We start from the raw sequence: 24,297 nt of genomic DNA on the forward strand, positions 1-24,297 counted from the left end.
CGCCACCCGGCGCGGTCAGTCCCAGCCGAGCGTGACGACGCGGTACCCCTCGGGCACGGCCGGCACGTCGCAGTACAGGTCCTCGTCGTACGACAGCCCTTCCCACACCGGTTCGGCCTGCAGCTCCTCGACGTCGAGCCGCCTGTCCAGGACCGCGTCCGGCAGCGTCGTGCAGATGGCGACGGACTCGGCCACGACGTCCTCGGAGTCGTCCTCGAACATCTCCTCGTGGAGCTGCACACGGACCCACGCGACGTCCTCGTCCGTCTCCAGCACCTGCAGGCGGGCGGCGATGTCCGCGAGCGGCGGACGCCCCAGGCCCTCCTGGTTGGGGGCGATCGAGGCCTCCTCGTCGTTGCCGGCGAAGAACTCGTCGAGGCTCAGCAGGGGGAAGCGGTCCCCGCCTGCGGTGGAGCGGGCGAGGACCTCGTCGCGGGTGATCATGCGTGGCATTCTCGCAGGGCGTCGCGCTCGGGTCCGTCGGCGTCACCGCTCGTCACGCACCCCGCAGGGCGTCGGCGACGGCGGTGAACGCCGGCTTGGCGTTCAGGTCGTCGTCCAGCACCATCGCGGACCCCTCACCCGGGAAGAACCCCGGGACCCACGAGTACCGGTCCGTCACGCCCCACAGCGTCAGGGAGGTGCAGCGCTCCACGGCGACGCACGCCGCGACCGCGCGCCCGTAGTAGTCGACCTGCGTCTCGACGTCGCCGGCCTCGGCGCGGCCCGCGGCGTCGACCGGGACGCGGACGTCGAGCTCGGTGATCGCGACCTCCAGGCCCAGGTCGGTGAACCGGCGCAGGTTCGCCTCGAGGTCGTCCGGGAACGGGTACTGCGTCGACAGGTGACCCTGGACGCCGAACCCGCCGAGCGGCGCACCGGCCGCGAGCAGCTCCTGGGACAGCGCGAGGTACGCGTCGGACTTGGGCCCCACGGGCTCGACGTTGTAGTCGTTGAGGTACAGCACGGCCTGCGGGTCCGCCTCGTGCGCCCAGCGCAGCGCGTCCGCGACGATCGACGTGCCGAAGCGGGCGAGGAACGGGTTCTCCTCGGTGCGCAGCACGCCGTCGTCGTCGAAGATCTCGTTGGCGACGTCCCAGTGCGCGATCCGCCCGGCGTACCGGCCGACGACCGTGGTGACGTGCTCCTGCAGGAGCGCGCGCAGCTCCTCGTCGGTGAACGTGCCGGACGTCAGCCAGCCCGGGTTCTGCGAGTGCCACAGCAGCGTGTGCCCGCGCACCTGCTGCCCGTGCTGCTCCGCGAAGTCGATCACGGCGTCCGCACCCTCGAACCGGAACTCCTCACGCGTGGGCCGCAGGAACTCCCACTTGAGCTGGTTCTCGTGCGTGACGGACGAGAACTGCTCGGCGATGACGTCGCGGTACGGCTCGTCGGTGCCGAACGGGTCGGGGTACCCGGCCGCGGCGTGGTGCCCACCGCCGGCCACGGCCACGCCGACCGCGAGCCCGGCACGGGGCAGGTCGCGCAGCGCGAGGTCGGGCGGGGCCGCCGCAGTGGCGGCGGCGGTGGGCGTCGGGGTGGGCGACGGGTCGGCGGCGCTGGTGCAGCCACCGATCGCGAGCGCCGCGCCGACACCCAGCACGGCCCCGGACCGGACGAGCCTCGGTGCTCTCATGGGGCCGGATCGTACGGGGTCCCGAGGCGCGGGCCGTTGCGGGCCGCGGCGCCCACCGCTCCGCGACACTGGTCCCATGACGCTGCTGCGCTCCCTGCTCCTGTTCGCCGTCGCGGCCGTCGCGGAGATCGGGGGCGCCTGGTTGGTCTGGCAGGGCGTGCGCGAGCACCGCGGCGTGCTGTGGATCGGCGCGGGCGTCCTGGCCCTGGGCGCGTACGGGTTCGTCGCGACGCTGCAGCCCGACGCGAACTTCGGGCGCATCCTCGCCGCGTACGGCGGGGTGTTCGTGGCCGGGTCGCTGGCCTGGGGCGTGGTCGTCGACAAGTTCCAGCCCGACCGCTGGGACGTCGTCGGGGCGGCGATCTGCCTGCTCGGCGTCGCCGTCATCATGTACGCGCCGCGCACCTGACGGCCCGGACCTCGAGGTGCGCGGCGCCCGCGTCCGCGCGAGGCTCGGAGCACCGAACCTTCGAGGAGGAGTCCCCGTGCTGCGAGCCGAGCAGGTCACCGACGCCGTCGCCTACCACGGCGAGGGCCCGTGCTGGTCACCCACGTGGGGTGGGCTGCGCTGGGTCGACATGCTCGCGGGGGACCTGCTGACCCTGCGCGACGACGGCGCCGTGGACCGGCTGCACGTCGGTGACGTCGCGGCGTTCGTGCGCCCGCGCAGCCGCGGTGGGTACGTCGTGGGCCTCGAGCGCGGCATCGGCCTGGCGGAGTCGCCGGACGGCACGCCGACGCCCCAGCCGGAGCTGTGGTCCGACACCGGTGTGCGGATGAACGAGGGCGGGTGCGACCCGTGGGGCGTGCTGTACGCGGGGTCGATGGCGTACGACGCGCGCCCCGGCGGCGCGACGCTCTACCGGATCACGCCGGGCGGTGACGTGGAGGTCGTCCTCGACGACGTGACGATCTCCAACGGCCTCGACTTCTCGCCCGACGGCACCCGCGCCTACTACGACGACACGACCACGGGGCGCACGGACGTGTTCGACGTCGTCGAGCGGCGTCTGACGAACCGGCGGCCGTTCTTCTCGGGGGCGGACGAGAGCCCCGACGGGCTCACGGTCGACTCCGCGGGCAACGTGTGGGTCGCGCTCAACGGTGACGGCCGCGTGCGCTGCGTGTCCCCGGCGGGGGAGGTGCTCGCCGAGGTCGAGGTGCCGGTGCGTCTGACGACGGCGTGCACGCTGGGCGGCCCGGACCTGCGGGACCTGTACATCGCGACGTCGCGCGAGAACCTCGACGACCCGGAGCCGGAGGCCGGCGCGCTGTTCCGCGTGCGGGTCGACGTCCCGGGTCGTCCGGTGCTCCCGTACGGGGGCTGAGCGGCCCACCCGTCCCGTTCCCTGGGACGCCCGGTGCGCGAGACCGGTCCTGGATCGTCCACCACCCGCGATGGGCGACCTGAGCCCGGTCTCGTAGGGGTGGGGTCCACGTGCCGGCCCCTGAGGGGGAGCACCGGACCCCGGCACGGCGCCCCGGTCCGTCGTACGGTCGCGGGGTGAGCACCGAGCTGGGCGACTTCCTGCGCGCGAGGCGAGCACGCCTGCGGCCCGCCGACGTGGGGCTGCCCGCGCTGGGGACCCGTCGCGTCCCCGGCCTGCGGCGCGAGGAGGTCGCGATGCTCGCCGGGGTGAGCGTCGACTACCTCACCCGGCTCGAGCAGGGACGCGAGAGGAGCCCGTCGCCCGCGGTCCTCAACGCCCTGGCGCGGGCGCTCGACCTCGACCACGACGCGGCCGCCCACCTGTTCCGCGTCGCGGGCCTTGCCCCGTCGACGGCGCACGACGAGCCCGCGGAGGTGGACCCGTCGCTCACCGAGCTCCTCGAGGCCTGGCCGACGACCCCGGCCCTGGTCGTCGATCCGCGGCTGGACGTCCGGGCGGCCAACACGATGGCGCGGGCGCTGTTCTCGGACTTCGAGCACGTCGACAACCTCGTGCGGATGACGTTCCTGGACCCGGCCGGGCGCCGGTTCTTCGTCGACTGGGAGCGGACCGCGCACGCGTGCGTCGCGAACCTGCGGCTCGCCCTGGGTGCGCGCACGACCGGCGCCGACGTCCGCACGCTCGTCACCGAGCTGCACGGGGCGAGCGCGACGTTCCGCCGGCTGTGGGACCAGCAGGACGTGCGGGGCAAGACCCAGGAGGCCAAGCGGTTCCACCACGGCGACGTCGGGGAGATCACCCTGGCGTACCAGGCGTTCGACGTGCGCGGGGCCGTCGGCCTGCAGCTCATCACCTACGCCCCGGTGGGAGCGGCCGACGCGGACGCGCTGCGCCTGCTGGGGACGCTGGCCGTCACCCCGCGCTGAGCCGCGGCACGGCCGGCGCCGCGCTCACCGCTGAGCAGCCGGACGCACGACGATCTCGTTGACGTCCACGTCGTCCGGCTGGTCGACCGCGTAGCCGACGGCGGCGGCGACGCTCGCGGCGGGCAGGGCGTGCGCGCGGTAGGCGACCATCGCCTCGCGGGCGACCGGGTCGCTGATGGAGTCCGCGAGCTCGCTGGTCGTGACACCGGGGCAGATGGTCGTGACGCGGATGCCGGCGGGCGACTCGACCCGCAGGCCCTCGGTGATCGCCCAGGCCGCGAACTTGGTCCCCGAGTAGACGGCGCTCGTGGGCACCACCTCGTGCGCGCCGACCGACGCGATGGTCACGAGGTGCCCCGCGCCGCGTCGGGTGAAGTGCGGCAGCACGGCAGCGATCCCGTGCAGCAGGCCGAGCACGTTGACGTCGACCATCTGCCGCCACTCGTCGAGCAGCCCCGCGTCCAGGCGGGACAGCGGCATGACCCCGGCGTTGGCGACGAGGACGTCGAGCCGGCCGTGCTCCGCCACGACCGCGTCGACCACCTCCTGGTGGGCGCGGGCGTCGGTCACGTCGAGGTCGACGGCCTGGGCGGAGCCGCCGTCGGCGGTGATGCGCTCGACCAGCGCGTCCAGCCGATCGCGACGGCGCGCGCCGGCGACGACGTGGTGCCCGGCGGCGGCGAGCCGCTCGGCGGTGGCGGCGCCGATCCCGCTGCTGGCGCCGGTGACGAGGACGGTCTTGTGAGGGGTGCGTGTGTCCATGCCGTCCAGCGTGGTCGCCCGCCCGGCGGTGCGGCAGGCCGCGTCCCTCCTGGGTGCGGCACTCCCACCCACACCCGACGACCGACGGGTGTCCCGACGAGCTGTCGGCGCACGCCCGCACCGACGTCCCGCCGCCCCCGCCCGCCTCCGCGCCCGTCGGACGCGACGCACCGCGACCGGGCTCCGGGACGACCTCACGACGCGGTGGGGGCGCTGAGAGCCCGACGCCCGTCGGCGGTGCTCACGAGCCCGTCAGCATCCCTTGCATCTCGGCGATCTCCGTCGTCTGGTCGTCGATGATCGTGCGGGCCAGCTCCAGGGCGTCCGGGTTCTCGCCGTCCTCGAGCTGTGCCTCGGACATCACGACGGCGCCCTCGTGGTGGGCGATCATCAGCTCGAGGAACCGCTGGTCGAACGCGTCGCCGTCGAGGTCGTCGAGCACGCCCATGGCCTCGCCGTGCTCCATGCCCTCCATCTGCATGCCGTCGTGGTCCATGCCCTCGTGGCCCCGCGGGGACACGTCCTCGCCCCGCGCCTCGAGCCAGCCCGACATCAGCGCGATCTCCGGGGCCTGGGCCGCCTCGATGCGCTCGGCCAGCGCGACGACCTCGGGGTCGCTCGCCCGCTCGACCGCCAGCGCGGCCATCTCGATCGCGCCCTCGTGGTGCACGATCATCATCTGCGCGAACACGGTGTCGGCGTCGTTGTGGCCCGCGACGTCCGACGCGGCCTCGGTGGTCACCGGCGCCGAGGGCGCGGACGTCCCGCTCTGCCCGGCGCACGCGGTCAGGGCGGCGCCCAGGGCGAGGGCGGCCGCAGCGGCGGCCAGGCGTCGAGGCGTGCGGTGCATGAGGGCTCCAGGGGATCGGGGGGTGGCACGACCCAGCGTGCCCGCCGTGGCTCAACGCGCCGTCGTCGTTCGATCAAGATCTGATGAAGGTGCCGACCGCGTGCCCGACCTCGGCGCCGCGGCGCCACACACTGGGGGCGTGAGCATCTCCGGGCCGGTGGGTCGACGTGCGGTCGTGGTGGACGACGAGGAGGCCCTGGCCCGGCTGGTGGCCGGCTACCTCGACCGGGACGGGTTCGAGGTGCACGTCTGCCACGACGGTGCGCAGGCGCTGAACCTGCTGCGGGAGGTCGACCCGGACGTCGTCGTCCTGGACCTGGGGCTGCCCGGCCTCGACGGCGTCGAGGTGTGCCGTCGGCTGCGGACGTTCTCCGACTGCTACGTCCTCATGCTGACGGCGCGGGCGGAGGAGGTCGACACGCTCATCGGCCTGTCGGTCGGCGCGGACGACTACATGACCAAGCCGTTCAGCCCGCGCGAGCTCATGGCACGCATCGGTGTGCTGCTGCGCCGGCCCCGGCGCGACCCGGCCGCCGCCGCACCCGGGACGGTTCCCGCCGTGACGGTCGGGTCGCTGACGATCGACCCCGCGGCGCGCGAGGTGCACGTCGACGGCGAGGCCGTGGCCCTGACCCGCACGGAGTTCGACGTGCTCGCGGCCCTGGCGTCCCGGCCGGGCATGGTCTTCAGCCGGGCCGCGCTCATCGAGGCGGTGTGGGGGCCGGGGTGGGTCGGCGACGAGCACCTCGTCGACGTCCACGTGCTGCACGTGCGTCAGAAGCTCGGGGACAGCGCCGAGCAGCAGCGGTTCGTCCGCACGGTGCGCGGCGTCGGCTACCGCATGGGGCCGGGGCGGTGACGCCCCCGGTGCCCACCGGCCCGGCGCGGTGGGGCCTGGCCGGGCGGCTCCTGGCCGGCATCGGGCTGGTGATGGTCGCGGGCGCGATCACCGCCTGGGCGGTCGCCACCCAGGTGGGCCCGGCGGTGTTCCACGAGCACATGGTCCGGGCCGGGCTCGACGACCACGACGAGGCCGTCCTGCACGCCGAGGAGGCGTTCCGCTCGGCCGGCACGATGGCGCTGGGGTTCGCGCTCGCGGCGGCCGGGCTCGCGTCGTTGGCCGTGTCGCTGGTGCTGACCCGGCGTATCGGGCACTCGCTCGCCTCGTTGTCGGCCGCGGCGGCCCGCCTGGGCACGGGACGGTACGACTCACGCGTCCCGTCGCCGACGATGGGCCGGGAGTTCGACGACCTCGCGGAGGCGTTCAACCAGATGGCCGCCCGCCTGCAGGACGGTGAGCGGCTGCGCGCGCGGCTCCTCGGGGACGTCGCGCACGAGGTCCGCACGCCCGTCGCGACCATCACCGCCTACCTCGAGGCCGTCGAGGACGGCGTGCAGGACCTCGACGCCGCGACCGTGACGCTGCTGCGCGACCAGGCGACCCGGCTGACCCGGCTGTCCGACGACCTCGCGGCGGTCACCCGCGCGGAGAGCGGCGACCTCGCCCTCGACCGCCGGCCCGTCGCCCCGGGCGACCTCGTGACGGCCGCGCTGGCGGCTGCACGGGAGCGTGCCGCCGACCGCGGCGTGCGCCTCGCCGCCGACGTCGCCGACGGCCTGCCCGACGTCGACGTCGACCGGCTGCGGCTCGCGCAGGTGCTGGACAACCTCGTGGCCAACGCGCTGCGGCACACCCCGCCCGAGGGGACGGTGACGCTGCGCGCGTCGCTCGCGACGGACGGGCACGTCGCCCTCAGCGTCCACGACACCGGTGAGGGCATCGCCCCCGAGCACCTGCCGCACCTGTTCGAGCGCTTCTACCGCGCCGACACCGCCCGCGACCGCGCCCGCGGCGGCTCAGGGATCGGCCTGGCGATCTGCCAGGCGCTCGTCCACGCGCACGACGGGACGCTCGGCGTCACCAGCCCCGGCCCGGGGGGCGGGAGCACCTTCACGGTGACCCTGCCCCGAGCGTGACCGGTCGGGGAACAGCCGGGTGACCGCCCACAGCGCGAGTCCCACGGCCCCGGCCGTCACCAGGAGCGAGACCGCACCGGCACCGACCCACGCGTCCACGTTCCCCTCCTGTCCGTCCGTCGTGCGTCCCGGTGCCCTGTCGTCCTGCGTCACATGCGGTGCGCCATGGGCAGCAGGAACATCCACACGTTGACCGCCCCGAGCAGCGCGATGATCGCGACGTACGGGGCGAGGGTCGCGCGGCGGCGCTCGGCGGTGCGGTACCGGCGGTGGGCGATGCGCCGGGCGGTGTAGACGGAGCCGGCGATGCCGAGGGCGAGCAGCGCGAACTGCAGGACCTGGATGGTCCCGGTGCCGACGAGCGCCGGGTCACCGCTGACGCTCGCACCGAAGACGTTGGCCACCGTGGAGTACACCGACCCGCCCTCGGCGAGCAGGTGGAACAGGTTGTGCGCGAGGTGCCCGGCGACGTCGAGCGGGATGAGCGCGTACCCGAAGCGTGTGAAGTTGAGCCTGGTGTCCTCGAGGTTGCGGACGGCGGCGACGCGGGACGCCACGGCCAGCAGGGCGACGGGGACGGACACGGCGACGACGAACGCGACCGTGAAGATCACCGGGTAGCTGGTGAGGCCGGTGGTCGCCTCGATCCACGCGAGGACGTCGGTCCACACCTCGAGCATGGTGACGTTCTGGATGAGGACGATGCCCATGATCGCCGTGGCGAGCATCGACTGCTCGATCTTCGGCTTGGTGATGAACCACAGCTCGGAGGTGGGCTTGCGCACGCGGATCTGGATCGCGTCGTTGGGGCACGACTTGATGCAGTTGGCGCACAGGTTGCAGTTGGCGCTGTCCTCCATGGTGCGGGGGAACGTGAACAGCGGGCACCCGGCGACCTTGTCGTTGCCGTTGTAGCAGACGGCCTTAGACGTGCAGGTCGAGCAGACGGCGCTGTCGGCGCGCAGCTCGACTATCCCCACCCGGGCGTAGTTGCCGGCCAGCCCGCCGAGGAAGCACAGGTACCGGCAGAACGTGCGCCGCTGGAACAGCGCCCCGGAGGCGATGACCGCGGTCGTGAGCAGCAGCAGCAGGACGCCGGAGCCCCACGGGGACTCGACGACGCCCCAGACGTGGTCGGCCCACGTGATGAGCAGGAAGGACGCGTCGATGATCCAGATGCCGTAGCTCTTGAGGAACCGCGGCACCGGACGGTTGACGCCGACGAGCTTCTGCACCGCGTCGGACAGCGCCCCGAACGGGCACACCGCGCACCAGAACCGCCCCAGCAGCACGAACACGATGGGGATGACCGGCCACCACAGGACCCACATCAGCGCGGTGCCGGCGTTGTCGTGGGCGCGGTCCGGGCCGGCGAGCAGCTGGTACGCCACCAGTCCGAACACCGCCGCGACCGGGAGCTGGAAGATCTTCGGGTACCAGCCGGAGCGCAGGGAGCGGGCGACCCAGCCGATCGTCATGAGGTTGCGGCCCACCGGCGGCGGCGTCAGGTCTGGTCCGGGGCTGACGTCGGGGTCGGGCGGACCGGCAACGGGCGGTGGGGTGAGCGTCGGGGTCGTCATCGTGGGTTCCTGGGGTTCGGGTGCGGTAGCGGGGGCAGGTCAGGCGGGGGAGGGCGTGGCGCCCGCCCGGGGGCGGTGGCGAGGGCGGGCCCGGTCGCGGCGGCGCAGGGCGGCCGCGGCGACGAGCACCGCGCCGTTGACGCCCACGAACGTCGCGAGGACCGCGACCAGGGGACGCTCCGGGGCGGGGCCGGCCGGTGACCCGTGCCCGTCGTCGTGCCCGGCGCCGGTGCTCCCGGTCGCGGCGTGGTCGTCGTGCCCCGGGGAGCCGTGGTCGTCCTCGCCGTCGGCGTGGCCGTGACCGCCCGGCGACGCGGGGAAGCCGGCAGCGGGCGCGTCCGGGTCGGTGGCAGCCGCCGGGTGGGCGTGCCCGTCGTCGTCGTGGTCCGAACCGGCGCCGAAGCCGTAGTCCGGGACCGTCAGGGACGGCGCCGTCGCCGGCCGGGACGCGACGCGCGGCGTGTACGAGATGCCGTTCGGCAGGTTCCCCACGTCGACGGTGGCCGTCACGGTGGCCGTGGTCAGGTCGAGCACCGCGACCGTGTCGTCGTAGAGGTGGGTCACCCACGCGACCGTGCCGCTCGGGTCGACGACCACGCCGTGCGGGCCCGAGCCGGTGCGGATCGTGTCCGCCACGGCCATCGTCGCGGTGTCGATGACGGACACCGTGCTGCCCGGGGCGTCGGCGGTGCCCTGGTCGGCCGACAGGAGGCGCGACCCGTCCGGCGTCAGGTACAGCTGGACCGGCGGCGACGGCACGGTGACGGTGCGCAGCACCACCTGGGCCGTCAGGTCGACCTCGACGACGGCGCTCCGCCCGGCCAGGCTGACGTACGCCACACCCCCGTCCGCGGACACCGCCACCTGCACCGGGGAGGCGCCGACGGGGATCGTCGCCGTGCGCGTGAACGTCAGGGGGTCGACCACGTCGATCGTGCCCGCCGCGGTGCCGGCCACGACGAGGACCGTCCCGTCGGCGTCCAGACGCAGACCGTGCGGACCTCCACCGAGCGGCACCGTGCCGGTGGCGGTCGGCCCGGCCGTGTCGTACCGGGTCACCGTGTCCTCGCCGGCGTTGGTCACGTAGACGTCCGCGCCGTCGGGGGACAGGACCACGTGCGCGGGGCCCGCGCCCGTCGGCGCCGTGCCGAGCAGCTCGAACGTCCCGGCGTCGAGGACCGCCACGGCGCGGTTCGGCCCGCTGACCGCCCACACTGTGGCGCCGTCCGGGCTGGCCTGCACGTTGTGCGGGGCGGGGATCCCGGACACCGTGGTCACGACCTCACCGGTGGCTGCGTCGATCGCCGTCAGCGTGCCGTCGCCCTCGTTCGCCACCCACACCGTCCCCGCCACCGCGGCCGCCCCGGAGGGTGCGGCCGCCGCGGTGGCGGGAGGTCGTGGGGTGGTGCCGGCAGCAGTGCCGCACGCCGCCAGGAGCAGGGTGCTCGCGGCGGCGAGGAGGCCGACGAGCAGGCGGCGGGTGGCGGTCGGCATGGGCGGGCTCCACGGGGACGACGGGTCTGGACGGGTCACGACAGACCCTGGGTGCCGCGCCCCGTACGCAGGCTCACCGTCCGATGAAGATCCCGTTGACTTCCGACGACCCCGATGACTTCCGACGCCCCCGACGCCGGGTCACGATCCGGCGAGCGGTGCGAACCCGGCCGCGAGGTCCACGGACTCCAGGAGGGTGTCGGCCGTCGCGACCACCACACGCAGGGCCCCGGTGGTCCCGCGCCGGACGGCCAGCGCGTGCGGGGCGCCCTCGACGCGCGCCGCGGACGCCCACGTCGCCCCGGCGTCCTCGCTCACGGCGACCTGCCCGTCCGGGGTCACGCCGAGGACCGTCCGGTCGTCCGCCCAGTCGACCACCTGCAGCAGCGGGGCGTCCGTGAGCGGACCCCAGGTCGCGCCCGCGTCGGTGGACCGGATCGGCCCGTCCCGGTGGGTCACGACGATCGTGCTGCCGTCGGGGGAGATGTCCATCGCGAACGGGGCCACCGGCACCGGCAGGTCGCGCCACGCCGTGCCGTCCTCGGTGCTCCGCAGCGCGACACCGTCGAACGCCACGACCACCTGACCGGACGCGGTCAGGGCGTGGAAGTCCGACTCGCCCTGGCGTGAGAGCGGCGTCCACGTCGCCCCGCTGTCGGTGGACTCGAGAAGACCGACCGGGTCGGGCAGGTCGGTGCCGGGGCCGGGGTGACCGGAGGCGTAGAAGTGCCCGGGGCCGGCGACGGTGAACCCCATGAGGTCGATGACGGGACCCACCCGGGTCGGCCCGGACGTGCCGTACCGGTACAGCCCTTCGTGGGTCGCGAGGTACACCAGGTCGTCCTCCGGGTCGATCGCGACCCCGTGGACGTGCCCGCCGGGCAGCGCGCCGGCGGTCTGCGCGACGCCCGCCCCGGCCGCCGACGTGCTCGCCGCGTCCTCCGGGGCGTCGTCCGGTGAGCACGCGGCGACCGCCAGGGTCATGCCGAGCGCGGCCGCCGTCGCGGTCGCACGCCGTCGAGCGCGGTTCATGGGATCTCCCTGCGTCGGTGTGCCCGCCGGGGACGGGGGTCGCGGCGCGGGCAGCGGATCGGGTGAGGCGCCCACGGGCGGCTCGCCCGCCAGCCTCCCCGGCGGGACCGGACCACCGGTTGTCGTCGGGTCAAGGTTCGATGAAGCCACCTTCACGGTGACGCTGCCCGGCGCGTGACCCCCCCCGGGGGAGCGGGCGGCCCACGGGCCGCGCGTCCGCCCGCGCGCCGATACGTGGGGATCCTCACGCGGGGCGGGGACCCGCCGCGCGGTGGTGGAAGCCGGAGCGACCCGATGGCGACGACCCGCAAGCCCCCGACCACGCACGCACCGGCGGGTGACCTGACCCCGCGGTTCCGCGCGCTGCGCCGGTACAACGTGATCGCCGCCGTCGCGCACGCGGCCCAGGCCGCCGCCGTGCTCGCGCTGTCCAACGACTTCGCCCTGCCCGTCACCGGCACCTACCTCGAGGGCCCGCCGGGGACGCCCGGCGGGGAGCGCGTGGAGATCCTCGACCTGCCGCTGGGGCCGGCCGTCGCTGCGTTCTTCGCGCTCTCGGCGCTCTTCCACGCGATCGTCGCCTCACCCTGGGGCTTCGGCCGCTACACCGCGGGGCTCGCGCAGGGGCGCAACTACGTCCGCTGGGTGGAGTACTCGCTGTCGAGCACGCTGATGATCGTGCTCATCGCGCAGATCACCGGCATCACGGACGTCGCCGCGCTGCTCGGGATCGCCGGCGTGAACGCGTCGATGATCCTGTTCGGGTGGCTGCAGGAGAAGTACCACACCCCCGGTGACGGCGGCTGGCTGCCGTTCGTGTTCAGGTGCATCGCCGGCGTCGTCCCGTGGCTCGCGATCCTCGTCTACGTCGTCGCGCCCGGGTCCACGAGCGGCGCGGAGCCGCCGGGGTTCGTCTACGGGATCATCATCTCGATCTTCCTGTTCTTCAACGTCTTCGCGCTCATCCAGTGGCTGCAGTACCGACCGGTCGGCAAGTTCGCGGACTACCTGCGCGGCGAGCGCGCGTACATCACGGCCAGCCCCGTCGCCAAGACGCTCCTGGCGTGGCAGATCTTCGCGAACACGCTGGTCCCGAGCTGAGTCCTGCACGGCGACCCTCGCAGCCGTCACCAGGCTTCGGTGAGGTGCGAGAGGCGGTCGCGGATGCTCGTGACGTCGTCCACCCGGCCGGCGGCGACGTCCATGATGAGCTCGTAGGCATCGTCGTTCGTGGCGATGAGTCGGGTGCCGTTGACACCGAGGAACACGATCGTCCCTGCGAGGGCGAGCCTCTTGTTCCCGTCGAGGAGAGCGTGGTTGCGCGTCAGCGAGTGGAGGAGCGCAGCCGCCTTGGTCAGGAGGTCGGGGTACGCGTCGGTCCCGCCGATCTGCGTTCTCGGCCGGGCGGCGGCGGACTCGACGAGGCCGGGGTCACGCACCACGACGTCGCCGACGACGCGGCGGGCGACGACCAGCAGCTCCTCGGCGGTGAGGTAGATCATCGACCGAGGCGCTCGAGCGCCTCGGCGTAGCGCGGCAGCTCGCTGTCCATGACGGCGTTGATGAGGTCCTCGCGGGACGTGCGCTCGATGTAGTCCCGCACCGCCTGTCGCGCCACGTCCTGCATGGAACGGTGCTCGACCTCCGCGCGGCGCCTGAGAGCTTCTGTCTCGGCTGTGTCGAGCCGCAGAGTCATCGCCATGGGCTCACGGTATCACCAGCGGTATCAGTCACCCGGAGCGCGCTCCCCCTTCACCCCAGCGCCCGCTCCACCTGCTGCACCAGGTACGACGACCGCAGGAGCAGCTCGGCCGGGTCGAGCGCGGGGTCCGGCTCGACGAACACCGACAGGCCGATGCTCCGGGCGGCGGCGTGCGCGGACGCCAGCCGCCGGTGCACGTCACCCGGGACGGTCCCGCCGCACCCGCGCTGCGCGGCCTGCTCGACGACCGCGCGCAGCGCCGACACGGGGCCGGGGACGACGCCCGGGTCGTCGTCCGACCCGTCGGGGGAGGTGGGGCGGTCGGCCGTGCCGGCGGCCAGCAGGTCGGCGACGAGCGCGGAGCCGCCCCCGGCACCGGGGTGCGGATCGGTGTCGAAGTGCAGGGCGTCGACCGCGTCGTTGCCCCGGTCCGGCACGACCACGCTCAGCGGTTCACCCACGAGTCGGCCGCGGACCCGCTGCACGCGCGCCACCACGCAGGCGCCGGCGGGCAGGTCGTCGCCGATCGCCTCGAGCCGCGCGATCGCGTGCGCGTGCAGCCGCGACCACGGCACCTCGAGCACGAGCACGTCGTCGGCCTCGTCGAGCAGCGGCCGGCGCAGCACCTGCGCCACCGGGTCCCACTGCGCGGGCAGCGCACGCGCGGGCCGCACCACGGCCCACAGCGCGTTCTGGTCGACGACGTCGAGCAGCCCGGTGACGCGGCGCACCGCCAGGTCGGCCCACACGTCGCGCACGGGCAGCGACGCCAGCAGGTCGGCGCCGCGCACGTCGCCGACCGACGCCGTCGTCGACTCCACCCCCGACAGCCGCCCGTCGGGGCTGACCTGCGCCTGCGTCAGGGCGACCGCCCGGCCGGTCGCGGCCGCCGGGGTGGCCAGGCCCGTCCACGGCGCCGGCTGCCGCCACCGCGCGCGGGGGTCGAACCCGGCGAGCGTCTCGGGACGCGCGTCGGTCCAGGTGAGCATCCGTGAGCCGGCCGCGTCCCAGAACAGGCAGGTCAGCCCGTGGTAGCCCGAGCCGGTGCGCCACGGGCGGCCACCGAGACCGACGAGGTCGAGCCGGCGCACCGGGTCGTAGGCGGTGCGCGCCCGCCCGACCAGCGCGGCGGGCTCGCGCCCGGCCGTCGCCTCCAGCGCCGCGACCAGGGCGTGCGCGACCGCGACGTCGTCGAGCAGCGCCAGGTCGTCCGCGCGTGCGGACCGCACCAGCAGCAGCTCGACCTCGTCGCTGATCCGGCGCAGCAGCAGCGCGAGCCGGTGGTACTCGACGCCCTGCGCCCACACGGCCGCCGTCACCAGCCGCTCGTGGATCGCGGGGGACAGGTGCGACACCCCGACGCGGACCGTGTCCCGCAGGACCGCCGCGGCCGTGGCGCGCAGGCGCTCGCGGGACGCGGTGCGTGACACCGCCGCCTCGCTCGGCCCCGTGCCGCGCGTCCCGCGGGGTGCCGGCGGGGTCAAGACCAGGCCGTGCGCGCGCTGCCAGGCCAGGACGACGGCCACGCGGAACCGCTCGACGCCCGGGACGGCCTGGTCGAGGACCAGCGCGTCGAGCCCGCCGCCCAGGTACCGGGCGGTCAGGCCCCGGCGGGGGAACGTGACGGTGAGGTAGCCGTCGCGGGTCAGGACGGGCGGCTCGTCGGCGTCGTCGAGCAGGATGCTCGCCCAGCGGAACCCGGGCAGCCCGGCGTAGGCGGTGAGGGTCGCGGCGTCGAGCGCCATGAGCTCGTCGTGCAGGGCGTCGGCGGGTGACGACGCCGCGACCTGGGGTGTCCCGGCGCCGGCCGCGAGCCACAGCCCGGCGGTCAGCACGTGCTGGCACGTCACCGGGCTGGGGCACGTGCAGGTCGCGTCGGAGGGGCCCGCGAGACCCAGCCGCACGACGACGTCCCCGACGCCCACCTCGACGGCCGTGCCGTCCTCCGCGACGACCCGCACGTCCGTCGCGGTCAGGTCCTTGCGCGCACGCCGCAGCAGGCCGCGGTTCGCCAGGGCCACCCACGTGTCCTCGTCGTACCGCGCCAGGAGGGCGGCGACGTCGTCGCGCACGCTCACCGCGCGGTCACCTCGGCGAGCCACTCCGCGAGCCTGCCCGGCGTGAGGGCCGCGACCGGCATGCCGACGTCGGCGAGCTGCTCGGCCGTCCGGCGGTCGTAGGCCGGGTGCGCGGTGCCGTCCAGGGCGGCCAGGCCGATCGTCGTGACGCGCGACTCGACGAGCCGGCGCACGGCCGCGACCAGCCGCGACGGCGGCCCGCCCTCGCAGAAGTCGCTGACCAGCACCACGACGGCCCGCGCCGGGTTCTCGATGACCTGCCCGGCGTACGTGACGGCCTGCGCGATGTCGGTGCCACCGCCGAGCTGTACGGTCATGAGCAGCTCGACGGGGTCGGCCGCGAGGTCGGTGAGGTCGACGACGCTCGTGTCGAACACCACCAGCCGCAGCCGGTAGGCCGGCAGCCCGGCCAGGATCCCGGCCATCACCGCGCTGTGGATGACGGACCCGACCATGGACCCGCTCTGGTCGACCAGCAGGACGACCTCCCACGGGATACGGCGGGTGTTCCGCGCGAAGAACAGGGGCCGCTCGACCACGAGCCGCCCGCTCTCGGCGTCCCAGTGCCGCAGGTTGGCCCGGACGGTCCCGCGCGGGTCGAAGTCGGCGGCTGCGGCGTGCGGTGAGTGCCGGTGCTGGTCGAGCCGGCCGGTCAGCGCCTGGCGCACCTCCTCGGCCAGGCGGCGGCGCAGGTCCTCGACCACCGCGCGGACGATCCGGCGCACCTGGCCCAGCACCGCGGGGTCCAGCTGCCCCTTGAGGGACAGCAGGGTCCTGAGCAGCTCCTCGCTCGGCTCGATGCGGGCGAGCACCTCGGGGTCGGTGACCAGCTCGGTGAGGCCGTACCGGTCCAGCGCGTGCCGCTCGATGGTCTCGACGCTCTCCCGCGGGAACAGCTCGCGCACCTCGCCGAGCCAGTCGACGATCGACGGCGCCGACGCGTCGAGGGAGCCGGGCCCGCGGTCGTCCGGCGCGTCCGTCCCGTCGTCGCCGCGTCCGCCGCGGCCCGCGTACTCCCGCCCGTACAGGTAGTCCAGCGCCGCCTCGTACCGGGAGCCGTTCGGGTCCTGCGCGGGGGGCAGCCGGTCCTCGGCGTACCGGCCCAGCACCAGGCGCCACCGGTCGGTCGGCCTCACGGCGTCGTCTCCCGGCCCACCCAGGCGCCCAGGCCGTCGCGCGCGAGCGCGTCGCCAACCTGCTGCGCGAGCCCGGCGAGGGCCTGCACGGTGGCGGCGTCGACGTCGCGGCGCACCGCCGGGTCGGGTCGCTCGCCGCCGTGCAGCTCCGCGACGGCCTGCGCGACGCGGTCCGTCTCCCGCGGGGTCAGGCCGGCGAACGCCAGGCGCAGGTCCGGCAGCGTGGACAGGAACGTCGGCTGGTCCCAGTCGACCAGCCGCGAGTCCAGGGCCGCGACGACGCCCGAGCCCTGCCACACCGTCTCGCGCGCGGTCGCGAACAGCCCGCGCACGTACCCGACGGACTCGTGCGCGTCGAGCGTCCCGGCCAGGTGCCCGGCGACGTCCCGTGCGAGGTCGTCGCCCTGGAGCCGGCCCGCGGTCGACGCCAGCCCTGCCGCGGCGCCGCGCACCAGCGCGCGCTCGTGCGCGTGGCGCAGCCGGTCGACGAGCCCCCAGAACGGCTCCGCCTCCAGACCGGCGCCCCCCGGGGACGCGAGCAGCTCGCGCAGCCGGGCGAGCGCCGTGGCGACCTGGTCGGGCGGCTCCTCGTCGCCGCGCAGCTGCGCGCCCAGGTACAGGCAGCGCGCGTACGCGTGCGTGACGAGCCCGGGCAGCCCGGCGAGCCGCCCGGACTCCACCGCCTCGCGGCCGTCGGCCAGCAGGGCCAGCGCGCCGGCCGCGTGCACCGCGTCCCCGAACGACGGCTCCGCGCCGACCGCGTCGCGGACCAGGCCGACCACGGGCGCGGTCCGCTCGTGCAGGCCGACGACGGCGCCCTGGGCCAGCAGCGCGACGGCCCGGCCGCTCGGGGGCGTCGCGCCGTCGGGCGCCGCCTCGGCGACGAGCGCGGCGAACCGCGCCTCGACCGCCTCGTCGAGCGTCGACCCCAGCATCGACACCTCCGCGAGCACCCCCTCGGTGGCCGGGCTCCACAGGTACGTCCACCGCTCCTGCAGACGCGTCAGCCCGGTCCCGCGGACGAAGTCGGGCCCGGCGGTGCGCTGCGCGAACGGCACGCCGAGCAGGGCCAGCCCGTGCAGTGCGCGGCTGGTGCGCCGGTGCGCGGCGTTGCGGTACAGGTCGAGCGCCAGGGTGCGCGGCTCGGTCGCGTCGGTGTCGAGCTTCAGCTCGGCCAACCGGGCCAGGGTGTCCCGCACGAGCGGCGGCGTGCCGGCCCCCGGCGGGACCCTGCCCACCCGGTCGCCCGTGAGCACGCGCCGGGTCGCGGCCGCCACGACGACGCCCTCGACGTCCGCGTCGCCCTGCACCAGGCAGCTCGTGACGGCGTCCACCAGGTCGCTGCGCAGCGGCGCCGGGTGGCCGCGCAGGTCGGCCAGCAGCAGCGCCTGCCGGTGCGCCGCGGCCAGGGTCGGGGTCGCGACGGGGACGTGGTGGTGCGTGCGGAGCTCGTCGGCGAGGTCGAGCAGCGTGGTGAGCGTCGCGTCGGCGCGCGCCGCGCCCGCCGGGCTGCCGCGCAGGTGCTCGTCCCAGACGCGCTGGTGCCAGCCCGGCGACGTCATGCCGCTGGCGTACCCGGCGAGCCGGTCGAGGCGGTCGAACCCGTAGCGGACCAGCGCCAGACCCTCCTCGACCGACCCCACGTCGAGGGCCGGCCGGGCGGGCGGGGCCGTGAGCAGGTCCGGCAGCACGACCGCGTGGAAGCCGCCGACGACCACCAGGACGGGGCCGGCACCGGGCTCCCGCGCGGCGACGGCCTCACGCACGTGCCAGACCATCTCGGCCTCGCGCGCGCGGGTGCCCTCGCGGTCCAGCTCGGCGTCCGTGCTGTCGTGCCGCGCGAGCAGGCAGTACGCGGTCATCCGCGCCAGGTGCTCGTCGAGCCCGTCGTCGTCGCCGGACTCGAACAGCAGCTCCCACAGGTCCTCGTGGTCGCGGCAGCCCAGCCGCTGCGCGAGCGCCGTCAGCGACCTGCTGTGCGCGTACTCCTCGCGCTGCAGCGACCCGGCACCGGGCAGCACCTCACCGGCCGCCGCGGCCGCCTGCTCCCCGACCTCCAGGTCGCAGAACGTGACGGGCACCCCGGCGGCGTGGCCCAGCCGCGCGGCGACCAGCTCGGGGGAGTAGTCGCAGAACGGGTAGTACCCGCCGTTCCCCTCGCCGGGGGCGGTCGCCCGGCCGGCCGGCCGCGACCACGCGTACACCACGAGCGGGTACCGCGCCTCGCGGTGGCACAGCAGGTCGACCAGGCCGGTGAGGCTGCGCGGCCCTTCGATGAGCACGTGCGACGGCGCGTACCGCTCGAACGCCGCCGTGACCGCTCGCGCGCACGCCGGGCTGTGGTGCCGCACGGGGACGACCACGACGTCGTCGCCGACGAGCCGAGCGGCCAGCGCCCGCACGTCCTCGCCGGTCGGCAGCACGTCCGGCCCCCGGCCGGTCAACGGTCGAGCTCTCCGCGGGTCTCCAGCACGGACCGCCAGCGTCCGTCCTTGCGCGCGCGGGGGCGCACGACGACGTCGAAGTAGTGCTGCAGCTTCGCGCCGTCCTCGGGGTTGTCCTTGAGCACCGTGCCGATGAGCTGCCGCGCGACGTGCCGGCCCCCGACCTCGCCGTCACCGAACCAGTGGGCGTCCAGCGCCGCGGCGTACCCGACGGCCACCGCCTCGGCGGAGCTCATCACGGCGGTCGGCCGCTCGACCGCGACCCCGTCGGCCGTGACCCCGGCCCGCAGGTCGTGGAACGCCGTGACCAGCAGGTCCACGACGTCGGGGGTGAGGCGCGTGTCGACGTCGGCGTGCGCGAGCAGCTCGGCGGTCTGCTCGAGGATCAGCCGGCGCTCCAGGTCGCGGTCACGGATGGGCCGCACGGTCTCGAAGTTGAAGCGGCGCTTGAGGGCGCTCGACATCTCGTGCACGCCGCGGTCGCGCAGGTTCGCGGTCGCCAGGACGTTGAACCCGCGGGCGGCGAACACGACCGCCTCGGGCCCGGCGAGCTCGGGGACGTGCAGCACCTTGTCCGACATCACCCCGATGAGGACGTCCTGGATCTCCGGCTGGACGCGCGTCACCTCCTCGAACCGGCAGACGGCGCCCTCGGTCATGGCCCGGTGCAGCGGGCCGCGCACCAGGGCGCGCGGCGTGGGCCCCTCGGCGAGCAGCAGCGCGTAGTTCCACGAGTACGTGATCTGGTCGGTGGTGGTGCCGGAGCTGCCCTGCACGGTGCACGTCGAGTCGCCGGAGACGGCGGCGGCGAGCAGCTCGGACAGCATCGACTTGGCGGTCCCGGGCTCGCCCACCAGCAGCAGCCCGCGGCTGCTCATGAGCGTGACGACGCAGCGGTCGACGAGCGCGTCGTCCCCGTAGAACTTGCGGGTCACGCCGAGCGCCGGGTCGCCCAGGACGAACGCGCGGACGGCCCGCGGGGTCAGGCGCCACCCCGCGGGGCGGCTGCCGGTGTCGGCCGCGGCGAGGGCGGCGAGCTCGGCGGCGAACCGGACCTCGGCGGGTGCGCGCAGCACCGGGCCGGTCGGGAGGTCGGTCGTGGCGTCGGTCATGGTCAGTACTCCGTCGTCTTCTGCCAGTCCGGGTCGAACCCGGTGCCCTGGGCGGCCATCTGACGCACGTCGTGCCAGCACTCGGACACCAGGACTGCCGGCACGTCCCCGAGCGTGAGCGGCTCGGCACGCCCGTCCGGCCCCGGGCGGTGGAACGACAGGCCGCGCAGCGCGACCGTGCGGTCCTCCTCCGGCAGGAAGTTCCCCGTGAACGCGACCTCCGCGACGACGCCGAGCGTGGGGAACCGCTTGACGTAGGAATAGAACCAGCCCGCGTCCTCCGTCGGTCCGCGCGTGTAGCCGAGCCGCGTCGCGCGGCCCCGCAGCGCGAACGCCCCGACCAGGTGGCCCTCGACGTCCGTGATCTCGCCGCGCGTGCGCTCGGTCGCGGTGAGGGTCCGCAGACCGCGACCGAGCTGCTCGAACAGCGGCGCGACCTCGTAGTCGGCCAGGTGCGCGGTCCACGCGCCGACCTGCTCGGGGGTCAGGACGCTGTCGTGCGCCAGGCGCACGCGGGACGCGGCCGGCAGGGTCACCGGCTCGTCGTCGACGTCGGTGAGCGTGCCGTCGTCGAGCGGACGGAAGACGACCGGGTCGGCGCCCTCGGTCTGCGCGACCCACACCAGGCGCCGCACGGCAGGCCCGACCACGGGGTGCGCGCACAGGTAGCGCTGCCAGTCCTCGGCGGACCACGACCGCTCCGTGCACAGCGCCTCGTAGAGCCGCTGCTGCTGCAGCGTCGCGATCGACCTCACGTCCTTGCGCGCCGCCGTCAGCGCCTTGCGGGAGTCCTTGGCCTGCTCCGCGTCGTCGGACGCGCGCGGCTGCGGCAGCGCCTTGACCACCTTGCCGTCGGGGTCGCGCAGCTCGACCGTGAGGTCGGGCAGCAGCCGGGCGACGAACGTGCGCGGGCCGTACGGCAGCTCGAGCACGCCGTCGTCGTCGAACCCGCCGGTCGGGATGGTCCGGTCGGCGAGCTCGTCGACCGTCCAGCCGCGGCGCTCGGCCAGGGCGGTGGCCTGCGCGATCGCCTCGTCCTGGAAGCTCTTGGTGCGGAACCGCGAGCCGATCGCGAGCACCAGCTGCGTGGCCGCCGGGTCGTCGACCCACGCGAGCATCGCGATGAGTGCCTTGCCCTGCGCCGCGCGCTGGCCGTACCACTCGCGCAGGTACCGCTCGGTCGGCCCGACGACGTCCCGCCCGCCGCACGCGGCGACGACGGCGAGCACGCCCTTGCTCGCGATCGCGGACCCCGCCGGCTGGCGCAGGTACCCCGGCAGCAGCGCGGCGGCGAGCTGCTCGACCGTCAGCCCGGGGTACGGGCCGGTCGGGTCCGTCAGCCACCGGTGGCCGGTCGCGGCGTCCTGGCGGGCGCGGTCCTCGGCGTCGGCGGGCGGGTGCGGCAGGGTGTCGGCGTGCAGCCACCCCGTGAGCAGGTGGTGGGCGAGGCGCTCGCGGTCCGCCCGGTCGAACAGCGCCGCGTACTGCCGCAGCACGGCGTCCGGCACCGGGGACTTGGCCCGGACGGCGGTCGCGCACAGCCACTGCACGACCTCGCGCGGCACCACCTGGCCGGACGACGCCCACCGGACCTCCGGCAGCGTGTCCCACGCGCACCAGTCGAGCGCCGCGGGCAGGCCCTTGGCGACGGCCTTGGCCGCCGTCACGCTCGTGGCCTGGGGGTCGAGGTACGTCTCGGCGCGCTCGCCGACGGCGACCAGCGCGTCGAGCAGCGCCCCGCGCACCACGTCCTGCCGCTCCTTGGCCCAGGCGGCCTGCAGGGCGGGCAGCGCCGCCGGGTCGGCCAGGCGCGCGAGCCACTGCGCCGCGGCGAGCCGGATCTCGCTGCGGCCGTCGACCAGCGCGGCGGCCGCCCGCAGCGCGATCCCCGGCGTGCCGGCCAGCGCGTCCTGCGCCGGTGCGCGCAGGGTCTTGCGGGTGCCCAGCGCGAGGGCCAGGAGCAGCTCGACGAGCCGCGCGGGCTGCCGCGGCAGGGTCCGCACCGCGGTGAAGCGCGCGAGGTCGTCCACGTCCCACCCGGTGCCGGTCCCCTCGCCCATGATCCAGTCGAGGTTGTCCGCGACGAACGGCCACACGGCGGCGTCGTCCCACGTGCGGCCCAGGCGCGCGCCGTAGCTGCGGGAGTAGGAGCGCCAGATCACCGCGCGCCCGTCGAGCCCTGCCTGGTCGTACATGGCCTGCAGGGTCCGCAGGTCGGGCGCACCCGTGCGGGCGTGCACGGCGTCGATCACCTGGGGGCTGCCGCCGTTGCCGTAGCGCTCGGCGAGCAGACCCAGCGCGGCGACCAGCTTCACGGCGCTCACGGCGTCGAGCAGACCGTCGGCCGCGAGCTTCTCCAGCGCCCGCGTCGCGGTCCAGAAGGGGACCGGCACGCTCGCCGTGGTGGGGGGCGGCGCGTCCCGGACGAGCAGCGCGACGACGTCGCGGTAGGTGCGCTCGGTCGGCACCGGATCGGTGTGCACGGTCCCGTGCCCCGGCACGTGGCGGGCGACGCGGCGCTGGTTCTCGGTGGTGGTGACCTCGACGAGGTCGTCGACGAGCGCCCGGGCGCACGCCTCGGCGGCCGCGCGGGGCACGGCCCAGCGGACCGGCGGCAGCGGGTCGAGCACGAGGTCGTCGTCGGACGCCGTGGCCGCGGCCGCAGCCGTGTCCCACTGGGCGACCAGGTCCTGCACGCTCGCGGCGCGGTCGGCCAGCGCCGTGCTGCGCGCCCACCCGACGTGCTCCGGGTGCTGGACGAGCAGCTCGAGGGCGTGCCGGCGGGCGGTCGAGGTGCCCTCGACCGCGACGGTGCGCAGCGCCGCCGCGGACCCCGGCGCCCGCGCCAGCACCTCCGCGGCGCGGTCCCGCACCTGGCCGCTGGACCCCGTCGCCGCCTGGGCCAGCTCGTCGACGACCGCGTCGAGCCCGTCGTCGGGGAACGCCGCGCCGACGATCTCCAGGACGGCGACGCGGGCCTCGACGGCCCCGCTCGTCAGGGCGGTCCGCACGAGGTCGCGATGCTCGAGGAGCGCGTCGCCGAGCCCGGGCAGGCGCCCCAGCCCGGCGAACCCGTAGCGGCGGTAGCGCGCCGGGAGGGGGACCGTCAGGACCGCGGCGACGAGATCGCGCGCGCCTGCGCCGTCCAGCGCGGCGACGCGGGCCAGGTCGTCGAGCGTCGCGGGCAGCGGCCCGGTGCCGGGCGTCGACGCGATCATCTGGGCGATCACCAGGTCGGGCCAGTGCGCGCCGGCGAGCGGCGCCATCGTCGTGCCCCAGGCCTGCACCTGGCCCTGGACCGCGTCGAGGACGTGGCCCCACCGGCGCAGCACGGTCGCCTCGACCGTGCCGAACCCGGCGTACAGGCCCCGCACCGCGGCGGCGTCGACGTCCGGCTGGCCGGCCGGCGACTGGAGCCACGGGTGGAGCCACGGGTGGTGGCTGCTGCGCAGCGTGGCCAGCGGAGCCGGGTCGCGCCCGGTGAGCACGTAGTCGCTCACGCCGCGGGCGTCCGGCAGCGGGGCGACCACCGCCTCGAGGTGCCGCACCCACGCGCGCGGGGGACGGCTGTCGGCCTCCGCGCGACGCCGTCCCAGCCCGAACAACGCCATCGCCGTCTCCTCCGGGTCGATCCCGCCGTGAGCGTAGCCGCGGGCGCCGACACGCAGGGCTGATCCGCCGTGGCGATCGGGTGGTGCGGCCGGGGGGCGGACGAGGCGGGAGGGGTCGCCCGCGACGCGGCGCCTTCCGCTCCGATAGTTGCGACAGGGCGGTGGGCGGCGCTCGCCACGGCACGCCCTCCGGGCGCGGACGGCGTCCCGGTATAACGTCACGAACTGCCCTGCTGTCATCCGAGAGAGTGTCAAATCGGTTCGATCCGCGCTCGAAAGTTGCGAGTCCGCCTCCGCCTCTTGACGGCGGACCGGCCGCGGGAGGAAGTTGCCCTCGCCGGCTGTTGCCGGACCACCGACTCAGAGGAGAGGGATCGATGACGATTCCGCACCAGAGGCGTCGCAGGCGCCTCGCCGCCGTGGGCGGCCTGACCGCCGCCGTCCTGGCCGTCGCGCTCGCCGTGCCGGCCCAGGCCGCGGGCAGCACGTTGCAGGCGGCTGCCGCCGAGACCAACCGGTACTTCGGTACCGCGATGGCGGCGCACTACCTGAACAACACCAGCACG

At 75.4% G+C, this 24,297-nt stretch carries 20 protein-coding genes and 1 pseudogene; 7 read left to right on the forward strand and 14 right to left on the reverse strand.

Going from position 1 to position 24,297, the window contains the following annotated elements:
* Positions 1 to 15: 15 nt before the first annotated feature.
* Positions 16 to 444: a YfbO family protein gene (locus Cph01nite_RS11985; RefSeq protein WP_203674459.1), complete on the reverse strand. Its 429-nt coding sequence runs from the start codon at positions 442 to 444 to the stop codon at positions 16 to 18.
* A gap of 52 nt (positions 445 to 496) precedes the next feature.
* A complete protein-coding gene (locus Cph01nite_RS11990; RefSeq protein WP_203674461.1) occupies positions 497 to 1,636 on the reverse strand; it encodes an endo-1,4-beta-xylanase in 1,140 nt (379 codons plus the stop codon).
* 76 nt (positions 1,637 to 1,712) lie between these two features.
* Here Cph01nite_RS11990 and Cph01nite_RS11995 point away from each other — a divergent pair, with 76 nt between their 5' ends.
* The 3 genes from Cph01nite_RS11995 (at position 1,713) to Cph01nite_RS12005 (ending at position 3,953) form a co-directional block, all read left to right on the forward strand.
* Positions 1,713 to 2,045: a YnfA family protein gene (locus Cph01nite_RS11995; RefSeq protein ID WP_203674463.1), complete on the forward strand. Its 333-nt coding sequence runs from the start codon at positions 1,713 to 1,715 to the stop codon at positions 2,043 to 2,045.
* Between the two features lie 76 nt (positions 2,046 to 2,121).
* Entirely contained in the window at positions 2,122 to 2,964 is an 843-nt protein-coding gene (locus Cph01nite_RS12000) for an SMP-30/gluconolactonase/LRE family protein (protein WP_239069224.1), read from the forward strand.
* A gap of 176 nt (positions 2,965 to 3,140) precedes the next feature.
* Complete coding sequence (locus Cph01nite_RS12005; protein ID WP_203674465.1) at positions 3,141 to 3,953, forward strand: helix-turn-helix domain-containing protein; 813 nt, start codon at positions 3,141 to 3,143, stop codon at positions 3,951 to 3,953.
* A 24-nt stretch (positions 3,954 to 3,977) separates the two neighbouring features.
* Here Cph01nite_RS12005 and Cph01nite_RS12010 read toward each other — a convergent pair whose 3' ends face one another.
* Together Cph01nite_RS12010 and Cph01nite_RS12015 are read right to left on the reverse strand one after the other, a co-directional pair.
* Positions 3,978 to 4,715, reverse strand: coding sequence for an SDR family oxidoreductase (locus Cph01nite_RS12010; RefSeq protein ID WP_203674467.1), 738 nt, complete (start codon positions 4,713 to 4,715; stop codon positions 3,978 to 3,980).
* A 241-nt stretch (positions 4,716 to 4,956) separates the two neighbouring features.
* Complete coding sequence (locus Cph01nite_RS12015; protein ID WP_203674469.1) at positions 4,957 to 5,565, reverse strand: DUF305 domain-containing protein; 609 nt, start codon at positions 5,563 to 5,565, stop codon at positions 4,957 to 4,959.
* A gap of 139 nt (positions 5,566 to 5,704) precedes the next feature.
* Here Cph01nite_RS12015 and Cph01nite_RS12020 point away from each other — a divergent pair, with 139 nt between their 5' ends.
* Positions 5,705 to 6,424 carry a response regulator gene (locus Cph01nite_RS12020; RefSeq protein WP_239069225.1) on the forward strand — a complete coding sequence of 240 codons (720 nt, stop codon included), beginning with the start codon at positions 5,705 to 5,707 and terminating at the stop codon, positions 6,422 to 6,424.
* Between the two features lie 8 nt (positions 6,425 to 6,432).
* Positions 6,433 to 7,542 carry a sensor histidine kinase gene (locus tag Cph01nite_RS12025; RefSeq protein ID WP_373307576.1) on the forward strand — a complete coding sequence of 370 codons (1,110 nt, stop codon included), beginning with the start codon at positions 6,433 to 6,435 and terminating at the stop codon, positions 7,540 to 7,542.
* Positions 7,543 to 7,691: 149 nt separating this feature from the next.
* Here Cph01nite_RS12025 and Cph01nite_RS12030 read toward each other — a convergent pair whose 3' ends face one another.
* The 3 genes from Cph01nite_RS12030 to Cph01nite_RS12040 all read right to left on the reverse strand — a co-directional run bounded on the left by Cph01nite_RS12030 (position 7,692) and on the right by Cph01nite_RS12040 (position 11,648).
* Positions 7,692 to 9,122, reverse strand: a complete 1,431-nt coding sequence (locus Cph01nite_RS12030) for a 4Fe-4S binding protein (protein WP_203674473.1) — start codon at positions 9,120 to 9,122, stop codon at positions 7,692 to 7,694.
* Between the two features lie 39 nt (positions 9,123 to 9,161).
* A complete protein-coding gene (locus tag Cph01nite_RS12035; RefSeq protein ID WP_203674475.1) occupies positions 9,162 to 10,616 on the reverse strand; it encodes a YVTN family beta-propeller repeat protein in 1,455 nt (484 codons plus the stop codon).
* 141 nt (positions 10,617 to 10,757) lie between these two features.
* Positions 10,758 to 11,648: a F510_1955 family glycosylhydrolase gene (locus tag Cph01nite_RS12040; RefSeq protein ID WP_203674476.1), complete on the reverse strand. Its 891-nt coding sequence runs from the start codon at positions 11,646 to 11,648 to the stop codon at positions 10,758 to 10,760.
* Between the two features lie 294 nt (positions 11,649 to 11,942).
* On the opposite strand from Cph01nite_RS12040, the gene heR reads away from it, so the two are divergent.
* Positions 11,943 to 12,749, forward strand: coding sequence for a heliorhodopsin HeR (heR, locus tag Cph01nite_RS12045; RefSeq protein ID WP_203674478.1), 807 nt, complete (start codon positions 11,943 to 11,945; stop codon positions 12,747 to 12,749).
* Between the two features lie 26 nt (positions 12,750 to 12,775).
* Here the strand turns inward: heR and Cph01nite_RS12050 are convergent, their stop codons facing one another.
* Genes Cph01nite_RS12050 through Cph01nite_RS12080 form a run of 7 tightly spaced genes read right to left on the reverse strand, consistent with a single transcriptional unit; the run spans position 12,776 to position 23,731 of the window.
* The gene (locus Cph01nite_RS12050; RefSeq protein WP_203674481.1) at positions 12,776 to 13,150 is read right to left on the reverse strand and encodes a type II toxin-antitoxin system death-on-curing family toxin; all 375 of its coding nucleotides are present in this window, start codon (positions 13,148 to 13,150) and stop codon (positions 12,776 to 12,778) included.
* On the reverse strand, positions 13,147 to 13,350 hold the full coding sequence (locus Cph01nite_RS12055) for a ribbon-helix-helix protein, CopG family (protein WP_191783662.1): 204 nt from the start codon (positions 13,348 to 13,350) through the stop codon (positions 13,147 to 13,149). Before Cph01nite_RS12055 ends, Cph01nite_RS12050 begins: the two co-directional genes overlap by 4 nt.
* A gap of 50 nt (positions 13,351 to 13,400) precedes the next feature.
* Positions 13,401 to 15,428: a YehQ C-terminal OB-fold domain-containing protein gene (locus Cph01nite_RS12060; protein WP_203674483.1), complete on the reverse strand. Its 2,028-nt coding sequence runs from the start codon at positions 15,426 to 15,428 to the stop codon at positions 13,401 to 13,403.
* Positions 15,425 to 16,564: a VWA domain-containing protein gene (locus Cph01nite_RS12065; RefSeq protein WP_203674485.1), complete on the reverse strand. Its 1,140-nt coding sequence runs from the start codon at positions 16,562 to 16,564 to the stop codon at positions 15,425 to 15,427. The genes Cph01nite_RS12060 and Cph01nite_RS12065 overlap by 4 nt, the downstream gene beginning before the upstream one ends.
* On the reverse strand, positions 16,561 to 19,008 hold the full coding sequence (locus Cph01nite_RS12070; RefSeq protein ID WP_203674487.1) for a DUF5682 family protein: 2,448 nt from the start codon (positions 19,006 to 19,008) through the stop codon (positions 16,561 to 16,563). The genes Cph01nite_RS12065 and Cph01nite_RS12070 overlap by 4 nt, the downstream gene beginning before the upstream one ends.
* A complete protein-coding gene (locus Cph01nite_RS12075; protein ID WP_203674489.1) occupies positions 19,005 to 20,120 on the reverse strand; it encodes an ATP-binding protein in 1,116 nt (371 codons plus the stop codon). Before Cph01nite_RS12075 ends, Cph01nite_RS12070 begins: the two co-directional genes overlap by 4 nt.
* Positions 20,121 to 20,122: 2 nt before the next feature.
* Positions 20,123 to 23,731 carry a DUF4132 domain-containing protein gene (locus Cph01nite_RS12080; RefSeq protein ID WP_203674491.1) on the reverse strand — a complete coding sequence of 1,203 codons (3,609 nt, stop codon included), beginning with the start codon at positions 23,729 to 23,731 and terminating at the stop codon, positions 20,123 to 20,125.
* Between the two features lie 377 nt (positions 23,732 to 24,108).
* On the opposite strand from Cph01nite_RS12080, the pseudogene Cph01nite_RS12085 reads away from it, so the two are divergent.
* A pseudogene (locus Cph01nite_RS12085) lies at positions 24,109 to 24,297 on the forward strand (endo-1,4-beta-xylanase); the annotation flags it as partial.

It is taken from the genome of Cellulomonas phragmiteti (assembly GCF_016862775.1).
Lineage (GTDB): Bacteria > Actinomycetota > Actinomycetes > Actinomycetales > Cellulomonadaceae > Cellulomonas > Cellulomonas phragmiteti.